Annotated in this window: 6 protein-coding genes; 3 read left to right on the forward strand and 3 right to left on the reverse strand. The window is 69.3% G+C overall.

What is annotated here, in order from left to right:
• Positions 1 to 23: 23 nt before the first annotated feature.
• A complete protein-coding gene (locus tag AC060L_RS25670) occupies positions 24 to 500 on the reverse strand; it encodes a (2Fe-2S)-binding protein (protein ID WP_483801270.1) in 477 nt (158 codons plus the stop codon).
• Positions 501 to 513: 13 nt separating this feature from the next.
• Positions 514 to 2,817, reverse strand: coding sequence for a molybdopterin cofactor-binding domain-containing protein (locus AC060L_RS25675; protein ID WP_483801271.1), 2,304 nt, complete (start codon positions 2,815 to 2,817; stop codon positions 514 to 516).
• Positions 2,818 to 3,038: 221 nt separating this feature from the next.
• On the opposite strand from AC060L_RS25675, the gene AC060L_RS25680 reads away from it, so the two are divergent.
• A complete protein-coding gene (locus tag AC060L_RS25680; protein ID WP_483801272.1) occupies positions 3,039 to 3,461 on the forward strand; it encodes a hypothetical protein in 423 nt (140 codons plus the stop codon).
• A gap of 36 nt (positions 3,462 to 3,497) precedes the next feature.
• On the opposite strand, the gene AC060L_RS25685 is transcribed toward AC060L_RS25680, so the two are convergent.
• A complete protein-coding gene (locus AC060L_RS25685) occupies positions 3,498 to 3,680 on the reverse strand; it encodes a DUF6191 domain-containing protein (RefSeq protein WP_483801273.1) in 183 nt (60 codons plus the stop codon).
• Positions 3,681 to 3,918: 238 nt separating this feature from the next.
• Between AC060L_RS25685 and AC060L_RS25690 the strand changes: the two genes are divergently transcribed.
• Both AC060L_RS25690 and AC060L_RS25695 read left to right on the forward strand, forming a co-directional pair.
• On the forward strand, positions 3,919 to 6,513 hold the full coding sequence (locus AC060L_RS25690) for a collagenase (RefSeq protein ID WP_483801274.1): 2,595 nt from the start codon (positions 3,919 to 3,921) through the stop codon (positions 6,511 to 6,513).
• A 370-nt stretch (positions 6,514 to 6,883) separates the two neighbouring features.
• Positions 6,884 to 8,533, forward strand: coding sequence for a DUF8189 domain-containing protein (locus AC060L_RS25695; protein WP_483801275.1), 1,650 nt, complete (start codon positions 6,884 to 6,886; stop codon positions 8,531 to 8,533).
• Positions 8,534 to 9,237 lie beyond the last annotated feature (704 nt).

Consider the following 9,237-nt stretch of genomic DNA (forward strand, 5'->3'; position numbering starts at 1 on the left):
CCGCCGGACAGGCCCTAGCCTGGTCAGAAGTTCTTGGCCGCCGCGGCGATCGCCTCCCGGATCCGGTAGTAGGTGCCGCACCGGCAGATGTTGCGGATCTCGTCGAAGTCCGCCTCGCCGATCTCGTGTCCGGCGGCGCGCGCCTGCTGCACCTTGGCGACGGCGGCCATGATCTGTCCGGGCTGGCAGTACCCGCACTGCGCGACGTCGAAGTCCAGCCAGGCCTGCTGCATGGGGTGCAGGTCCTTGCCGACGGTGGCGGGCAGGCCCTCGATGGTGGTGACCTGGTCGGTCGGCTGGAGCGCCGAGACCGGCACCGAACAGGGGTTGAAGGCCTTGCCGTTGATGTGGCTGGTGCAGGCCTTGCAGACGCCGAGCCCGCAGCCGTACTTGGGGCCGGTGATGCCGAGCACGTCGCGCAGCACCCAGAGCAGCCGGACGTCGTCGTCGACGTCCACCGAGACCGGCGCACCGTTGAGGATGAAGGTGTGTTGGGACACGGGAGTTGCTCTCCTAGAAGGTGTTGCCGAGGCCGTCGGTGGGGGAGGCGGGGATCGGCGGCACGGTGGGCAGCGGGTCGAAGCCGAGCGGGCCGCCGAAGCCGATCGGGAAGCTGGTGGGCATCGTGCCGGTGGCCCGTCCGTACGCGCAGGCGACCGCGGCCATCGTGCCCGCGACCGCCAACTCGCCCGCGCCGCCCGGCACTCCGGTGGTCGGCGGCATCACGATGACGTCCAGCTGGGGCGGGCTGTTCCACTGCCTGGTGTAGAAGTAGTTGTCCCAACTGCCCTCGAGGAACTGGCCGTTCTGGAGGTGCAGGCCGGCCGTCAGGGTGACGGCGATGCCGTCCATGATGCCGCCCATCATCTGCGCCTCCAGTCCGCGCGGATTTACGGCCAGGCCCACATCGACGGCGCAGACCACCTTGGTCACCCGCGGCCCGGTGACCGCGTCGGGGATCTGCCGGCCGACGGTGGCGGGCGTGCAGTCGATCTCGGCGAGGACGGCGACGAAGCCGTGGTACTCCGGGTGCAGCGCGATGCCCTGCGCGGTGCCGGGCGGCATCGTGCGGCCCCAGGCGCCGACCTGGGCGACCTGGTCCAGCACGGCGCGGGCTCGGGCGTCCTTGAGGAACCCGCGGCGGAACTGGTAGGCGTCCTGACCCATCCGGGCGGCGAGTTGGTCGACGATCAGCTCCTGCGCGCAGCGCACGTTCGGCGAGTAGATGCCGCGCATGCTACCGGTGTTGAAGCCGTGATCGACCTCGCTGAGCAGCTGGGTGGTGACGCCGAACTCGTACGGGCTCTGCTGGGTGAGCTCGAACATGGTCTCGGAGAACGCGAGGTTGCCCACCGGGAGCTTGGCCGCCAGCGAGGTGATGATCTCGCCGAGGCCGTGGCCGAAGTCGGTGCCGACCGAGGTGTGGCGCTGCTCGAAGCTGATGACGTTGCCGAGCGAGTAGGTGGCCCGGACCCGGGAGGTGGCCATCGGGTGGGCGCGGCCCTGACGGAAGTCGTCGGTGCGGTGCCACATCAGCTTGACCGGTTTGCCCATCGCCTTCGAGACCAGCGCGGCCTCCAGCGCAGCGTCGTGGAAGAGCTTGCGGCCGAACGAGCCGCCGCCCTGGGTGACGTGCACGGTGACCGCAGTGGGCGGCAGGCCCAGCGCCAGCCCGATGGTCTCCTGGGCGACGATCGGGGACTTCAGCGCGCCCCAGATCTCGGCCCGGTCGGAACGCACGTCGGCGATCGCGCAGTTGGGCTCCAGCGCGCTGTTGCTGGCGAAGTGGAAGGTGAACCGGGCGTCGACGGCCTCGGTGAGCAGCGGCAGCGGCGGTACCACCAGCGGGAGTTCGGCGGCCAGCAGCTCCTGGAGCACGGACGCGTCGGAGGCGCCCTCGGCGGTGCCGGGCCCCCAGGTGACCTGCAGGGCACGGACCGCGTCTATGCACTGGCCGAAGGTCTGGCCGCGGACCGCGACACCGGTGGCGACGGTCGCCACGTCGGTGATGCCCGGCATCGCCAGCACGGCGGCCTGGTTCTGCACCGACACGACGGTGCCGTTGATCGTCGGCGGGCGGCAGACCATGGTGGGCAGTGCCCCCGGCACGCTCAGGTCCATGGCGAACTGCTTGCGCCCGGTCACCGCGTCGAGCGCGTCGATCCGGCCCTGCGGGGTCCCGATCACGCTGAACTGCGAGACGGGCTTGAGCGCGACCGAGACCTGGACGGTGGTCAGGCTGGCCGCCGCGACCGCCAGGGCGCCGTAGCCGATGCTCGCGCCGCTCGGCGCGGTGATCACGCCCGCGCTCGCGGTCAGCGTGGCGATGTCCGCGCCGAGCGCGGTGGCGGCCGCCTGCAGCAGGCGGTGCTTGGCGATCGCGGCCGCCACCCGGATCGGAGTGAAGGTCGAGATGGTGGTGTTGGAGCCGCCGGTGAGCTGGTTGAAGAGCAGCTCGGGCCGGGCGTCGGCGAGCGTGACGTGCACCTGGGAGAGCGGCAGGTCCAGTTCCTCGGCGATCAGCATCGCGCTGGAGGTGGTGATGCCTTGGCCGACCTCGGCGCGGGGCAGCGCGAAGGAGGCGGTTCCGTCGGAGTTCAGCTGGATGCTGATCAGGTTGGCGGTGGGCAGCGCCGCGTCCGTGAGCAGGTCGTTCAGGTCGTAGACCTCGGCCGGCTCGGGGAGCGAGGGGATCGCCGCCTGCGCGGGCTCCGGCGCGGCCACCTCGCCGAACTGGGCCGCCACGGTGAGCGTGGAGGCCGCCAGCACGTAGCCCAGGAACCTCCGCCGGCCCAGTGAGTGGTCCTGATCGCTCATCAGTTGTCCTTTCTCCGACAACGCTACGTGCCGGAGCCTGCCATACCGGTCGGTAGCCTCGCTCCTCGCCCCCGGGACCTGCACCGGCTGTGATAGGCGGGCGCCGGGCCGTCGCGTGATCAAGTCCGACCGTATGTGCGCGAATTCCGCTGTTTCCGGGCGTTTATGCCCGATCGGTGAACGGCCCGGCGGAGCTCGGCCTTCGACGGTACGGTGACGGAGTGACACCGGATGAGACCCTGCGTGCGCTCGCTGCCCTGGAGGCCAGCTGGCGGCATGACGATGAGGCCTTGGCGGCGCTGGCCCGCTCCCGCGAGGACGAGGCCACGCTGCCGGTCCTGCTCGCGGACTATGGAGCGCAGATCCTGCAGACCCTCCTGATGGCCGCCGCCGGCATCCGCGACACGAAGAACTCGGAGGAGTACGAGGAGGCGATGGAGCGCCTGGACGCGAGTCCGACCTCCAAGATCTGCACCGTGCTGGGCCAGACCCTCCAGGCCTGGGCGGCCGGAGCCGCCGCCGACGAGGCGGGCCACATCGGCCGGGCCGTCATCGACGCCGTCCTCAGGTTCACGGCCGGCGAGGACCGGCATGTGCTGCCCCTGCTCGCCGGGCTGCGCAGCAGCGCGCTGAAGAACGCCTGAGCAGTACCGGGGGGCCGAAGGACGCCTGAGTGGCGGTCAGTCTTCGTCCGGTGGCGCCGGGAGTCTTATCGCCACCTGGCCACTGGCCAGATCGATGGGCCCGCGGTGCGGGTCGCCCTCACCCTCCTCGTCGCGGGTCCACTCGAGCCGATGCTCCTCTTCCTCCTGGAAGCGCCGGCTCGGCATGAAGATGTCGCCGATGATCCCGAATCCGCCCATGCCCTGACAACGCCCGGCGGGCCGCCCGGCGTTCCCCGAGCCGTCTGCGCCGCGCCGCCTCGCCCCCTTGCCTCCTGCCCGCTGCCGCTTGCCGGGGCCCAGGGAGGCCGCAGCGTCGCGCTCGAAGAATGTATGACGTGTGACATTGTTCTCTCGCTCATCCGGTGGCAAGATGCATGTCAATTCCCCCCACGCCTCGCCTGATGCTCGGTTAAATCCCCCACCGGAGAAGGACCCAGTGCGTCTGCGAATATCGCTCCCCACAGTGATGGCCGGCCTCGTCGCCGGCTGCGCCACCACCGCCGCCATGCTGCCCGCCCCCGCGCTGGCTGCATCCGCCCCGGTCGCCGCCCGGCCGGCGACCGCGAACTCCCTCGTCGTCCCCAAGCCGCTCGGCCCGATCGTCGCCGCCGACTCCGGCGACATCGCCCCCGCCGCCGCGCCGCTGCCGCCGGCCCTGCTCGGCCAGGTCGTGATGGGCCAGCCCGCCGGCACGGCCGTTCAGACCACCCCCCGCCCGCTCAGGCAGAACGCGACGCCGGCCAAGCCGGGCGCGGCGCGGCTCGACGCCACCCCCTCGGCTGCCGCCAAGACCGCCGGAACCGCCCAGAGTTGCACTCCGGCCGACTTCGGCAGTCGCAGTGGAGCCGGGCTGGTCTCGTTCGTCGAGGGCTCGACCACGGACTGCGTCAACACGCTGTTCAACGTGACCGGCACCGACGCGGGCGCCATCTTCAAAGAGCAGCAGATGCTCACCGTCGCGCAGTCCTTCCACGACCTGGCGACCCATTACACCGGCGACGACTCGACCGGCATCTGGCAGCTCGCGATCTTCCTGCGGGCCGGCTACTACGTCCAGTCGTACAACACGAGCGCCGTCGGCAACTACGACGCCGCGCTCTCCAACGCCACCAAGGCCGGCCTCGACGCGTTCTTCGCCGGCTCGCACTGGACCGACGTCAACGACGCCAACGGCAGCGTGCTCTACGACGTGCTGATCCTCACCGACAGCGCGAACCTGCAGAGCGACTACCTCAAGACCTACCAGCAGGTGCTGAAGGGCTACAACAACTCCTACAACGCGTCGCCGAAGATGGTGAACGCGGTCAACGCCGTGCTCTCCGCGCCGCTGTGGCGGGCGAACTGGAACCCGGACTTCGTCAACGCCGTCAGCGCCGACCCGAGCGTCGTCGGCACCCTGAGCAAGTTCGCGACCGGCCACCAGGACCTGCTCACCGGCGCGAACGCGTTCCTCGACGTCAACGCGGGCAACGACCTCGCCCGGATGGCCGGTGACAGCGCCACCGTCGAGGCGGTGGCCAAGCCGCTGGTGAAGGCCGTGCTCGACGCCGCCCCGATCCTGGGCAGCACCGGCCCGCTCTACGTGCACACCGCCTACCAGGCGGACCAGTACGACGGCGCCCAGTGCTCGTACTACGGCACCTGCAACCTGCCGGCGAAGCTGACCGCAGTGGTCCTGCCGCACGACCAGGTCTGCGGCAACCGCAACGTCGAGACCGAAGGCCTCTCGCCGGCCGACCTGGCCGCGGTCTGCGCCAGCCTGCAGGGCGAGGACACGTTCTTCCACAACATGGTCAAGGACAACGGGCCGGTCCCCGGCCAGTACGACAAGACCATCACCCTCGGGATCTTCAGCAACCAGGCCGACTACGTCAACTACTCCTGGGCGATCTTCGGGAACTCGACCAACAACGGCGGTCAGACCGTCATGGACCCGACCGACCCGAACAACCAGGCCGTCTCGGTGATGTACCAGAAGGCCTGGAACGACGGCTTCACGGCCAACGTGTGGAACCTCAACCACGAGTACACGCACTACCTCGACGGCATCTACGACATGAAGGGCAGCTTCGGCACCGAGATCTCCGTCCCGGACATCTGGTGGATCGAGGGCGTCGCCGAGTACGAGTCCTACACCTACCGCGGCACCACCGACACCCAGGCGATGGCGGAGGCGGCCAAGCACACCTACAAGCTCAGCACGATCTTCCAGAACACGTACGACAACTCGGACTCGGTGCGCACCTACCCGTGGGGCTACCTCGCCGTGCGGTACATGTTCGAGAAGCACCCGGCCGACGTCACCGCCATGCTCGGCCACTTCCGCACCGGTGACTTCCAGGGCGCCTACAACGTCTACAACAGCATCGGCACCGCCTACGACGCCGACTTCGACAGCTGGCTCAGCACCTGTGCCGCGGGTGCCTGCTTCGCCGAGGGCCCGACGGCCCTGTTCTCCCAGTCGGTGAGCCGCGCCACGGTCAGCCTGACCGACCAGTCCGTCGAGAGCGCCAGCTCCGCCCACCTCACCTCGTGGCACTGGACCTTCGGCGACGGCAGCTCGTCCGACCAGCAGAACCCGACCCACACCTACGCGGCCGCCGGCACGTACACGGTCGCCCTGACCGCCACCGACAGCGCGGGCAAGAGCGCCAGCACCCCGGAGTCGGTCACCGTGACCGTCGGCGCCGGGACCACGCTGCCCACCTGCACCGACGCCCGCACCGACGCGATGGGCCAGAACTGCTCCCGGCCCAACCGCGCCGCGACCGCCGGCAACCTGGACTACCTGTACGTCTACCTGCCGGCCGGCACCACCACGCTGAAGGTCAGCACCTCCGGCGGCACCGGCAGCGCGTCGCTGTACTACAACCCGACCGGCTGGGCGTCGCCGAAGGCCTTCACAGCCTCGTCCACCAACCCCGGCACCACCCAGGCCATCACCGTCACCAACACGACGGCCGGCTACCGCTACATCAGCCTCTACGCCAACACCGACTTCAGCGGCGTGACGATCAGCACCCAGTACTGACCCCGGCAGCACCCAGTACTGACCCTGAACGATGACGGGCAGTCACGGCGACGATCCACTGTCGCCGTGACTGCCCGTCGCCGTGTGCCGGCCCGTGGCAGTTTTTCGAACCGGCACATGCTGCGCGAGTCCATGATCCAGACTGTCCCTCAGCTGTCGAGCCGTCGCACATTCGCTTGGGGGAACCGTTGTGTCCAGTGCCGTCCGTTTGATCCGCTCTGCCTCCGAACCGGCCTCCGAACCGGCCGCGGAATCGGCCGCCGAATCCGCTGCCGGGCCTGATGCCAAGCCTGTCGGGGCATCCGTCGGGGGTGGAGCAGGCCGCCGACTCGTCGCGCTCGCCCTCGGCACGGCGCTGCTCTCCGGGGGTTTGCTCACCTCGGCCGCCGGCAGCGCCGCTGCGGACTCGCTCGGTGACGCCGCGGCCGCGCTGGCCGGCGCCAATGTCGGCAAGGGCCCGTGTGCGGCGAACAGCACCGGCTTCGGTGGCGTTCCGATGGGCTACATCGGCTTCGGCACCAGCTGCAACCTCAACACGCAGGTGGCTGCCGAACCGTGGTCCGCCGACTTCGCCAAGTGGGTCTGGAGCCAGGCGGGTTACACCGACACCGGCGACCTCACGTCGGCGGCCTGGACGTTCGCCCAGCACGGTGCGGTCCGGGGCACCTTCCACTGGGTCTCCGACACCACCTACACCCCGCGGCCCGGCGACGCGATCGTGTGGCGCGCCAACGGCGCCACCCTGACGAGCACCACCGATCCCGGCAAGCTCGGCGCGGGCGACGTCCAGCACGTCTCGCTGGTCACCACGGTGGCCGGGCGGACTTCGATCAGTGACACCGGCGGCGACCAGGGCACCCTCGTCGCCGACGACGGGCCGTTCGACCCGACCGCGCAGCAGTCCTGGGGCCAGCAGGTGATCGGCTACGTGACTCCCGGCGGCACCGTATCGACGGCGCCGAGCACGCTGTCGCAGGCCAACAGCACCGTGATCTTCCCGAACGGTGTCGCGTCGACCTTCAAGATCGGCGCCGACCAGAACCTCTACGACGCCTGGCAGACGTCCTCGTCCTCCTCCTTCGTCAGCGCGAACCTGGGACACGGCCCGACCGGCGGACTCGTCGGCGCGCCGGCGGCCATCCTCAACGCCAACACGCTGACCAGTGTCTTCGCGCGGACGACAACCGGCACGATCGGCCAGGTCTGGCAGAGCGGTGCTGGTGGGGGTATGGACAACTGGGTGAGCTCGATTGCTTCGGGTGGTCCGGTGTTCGCCGGTGATCCGTCGCCCGTGCTTTATGCGAATGGCGCCTTCGGGGTGTTCGCGGTGGGTGTGGACGGGAACCTGTGGACGAGCTGGCAGCCCAGTGCCGGGAGCGGCTGGGTCGGCTGGGTCAACCTCGGCGCCGGCGGTGTCGGTGGCCTGGCCGGCAAGCCCGTTGCCGCCCTGAACGCCGGCAACGCGGCCAGTGTCTTCATCCGGACGGCCGCCGGCACGATCGGCCAGGTCTGGCAGAACACTGCCGGTGGGACGATGAACAACTGGGTGAGCTCGATTGCCTCGGGTGGTCCGGTGTTCGCCGGTGATCCGTCGCCCGTGCTTTATGCGAACGGTGCGTTCGCGGTGTTCGCGGTGGGTGTGGACGGGAATCTGTGGACGAGCTGGCAGCCCAGTGCCGGGAGCGGCTGGGTCGGTTGGGTCAACCTCGGCCGGGGCAGCACCACCGGCCTGGTCGGCACCCCGGCCGCGAGGGTGGATGCCAACAACCTCGCCTCGGTCCTGGTCCGCACCGCGAGCGGAGCCATCGCCTCGCTGTCGCAGGATCCGGCGAGCCGGTCCATGACGTTCTCCTCCGCTTCGATCGGCGGCAGCACGCCGTCGTTCGTCGGGGATCCGTCGGAGGTGCTCAACGCCGGCGGTTACTCCGAGGCATTCGCCATCGACAGCACCGGCACCGAGCAGACGAGCCGGCAGTCCGACGCCAGCCGGGTGTTCGGGACCTGGGCCGCGATTCAGTAGTGGCCGCACTGCGGGGATGAGGTCGAAGGGCGTTCGGCCTGCTCCCACTCGGTGAGAGTGAGTGGCAGCAGGCCGGGCCTGGGCCTGCTGCCGTCCGGGATTTGCGTCCGGGGCTCGGTGTGCCTAGTGTTCTCTAGTCGCTCGACTGGGAGCACCGGACACGCATCTGCGCGGACGGTCCCGGGGCGGCCACTCTCCCGAAACACCTCTCTCAGTACATCTGTGCTGGTCTTTTCGTGCTGCTCTTTTACGACGGCGCGGGCCGGCCCGCTGTGCTGCGCCGGTATTTCGGTCGGGTGAGCGGGCTTCGGTCGGATTCGCTTTTCGGAGCGGGGTCCGGCTAAAGTTCAACACGTCGGACAGGCCGCCAGGCCGGTTACGGCGAGAGCGAGTCGGAAAAGCCGGAACGGACGATCTGATAAGCTCTCCGAAGTAAGAACGAAGGGCCCGGAGGGACTGCGAGAGCAGCTCGAAGGAAGTCTCCGTTCCTTGAGAACTCAACAGCGTGCCAAAAGTCAACGCCAGATATGTTGACATCCCCGGCCTCGATCACTGATCGGGGTTGGAGATTCCTTTTGTAGTAAAAACACTAGCGAGGACGCAGTGCACGGGGTCGGCCTATTCCGCTGATCGTCGTGCCGCTCAACGCGGGTGCGAGCTCGGGCTTTTAATTAAGCACTGACGAGCAGACATTCACGGAGAGT

The organism is Kitasatospora sp. NEAU-69, from assembly GCF_057158765.1.

Coding starts and splice junctions, on each gene's coding strand:
- AC060L_RS25675 (WP_483801271.1), bottom strand. CDS start 2,817: ATGAGCGATCAGGACCACTCACTGGGCCGGCGGAGGTTCCTGGGCTAC.
- AC060L_RS25685 (WP_483801273.1), bottom strand. CDS start 3,680: ATGGGCGGATTCGGGATCATCGGCGACATCTTCATGCCGAGCCGGCGC.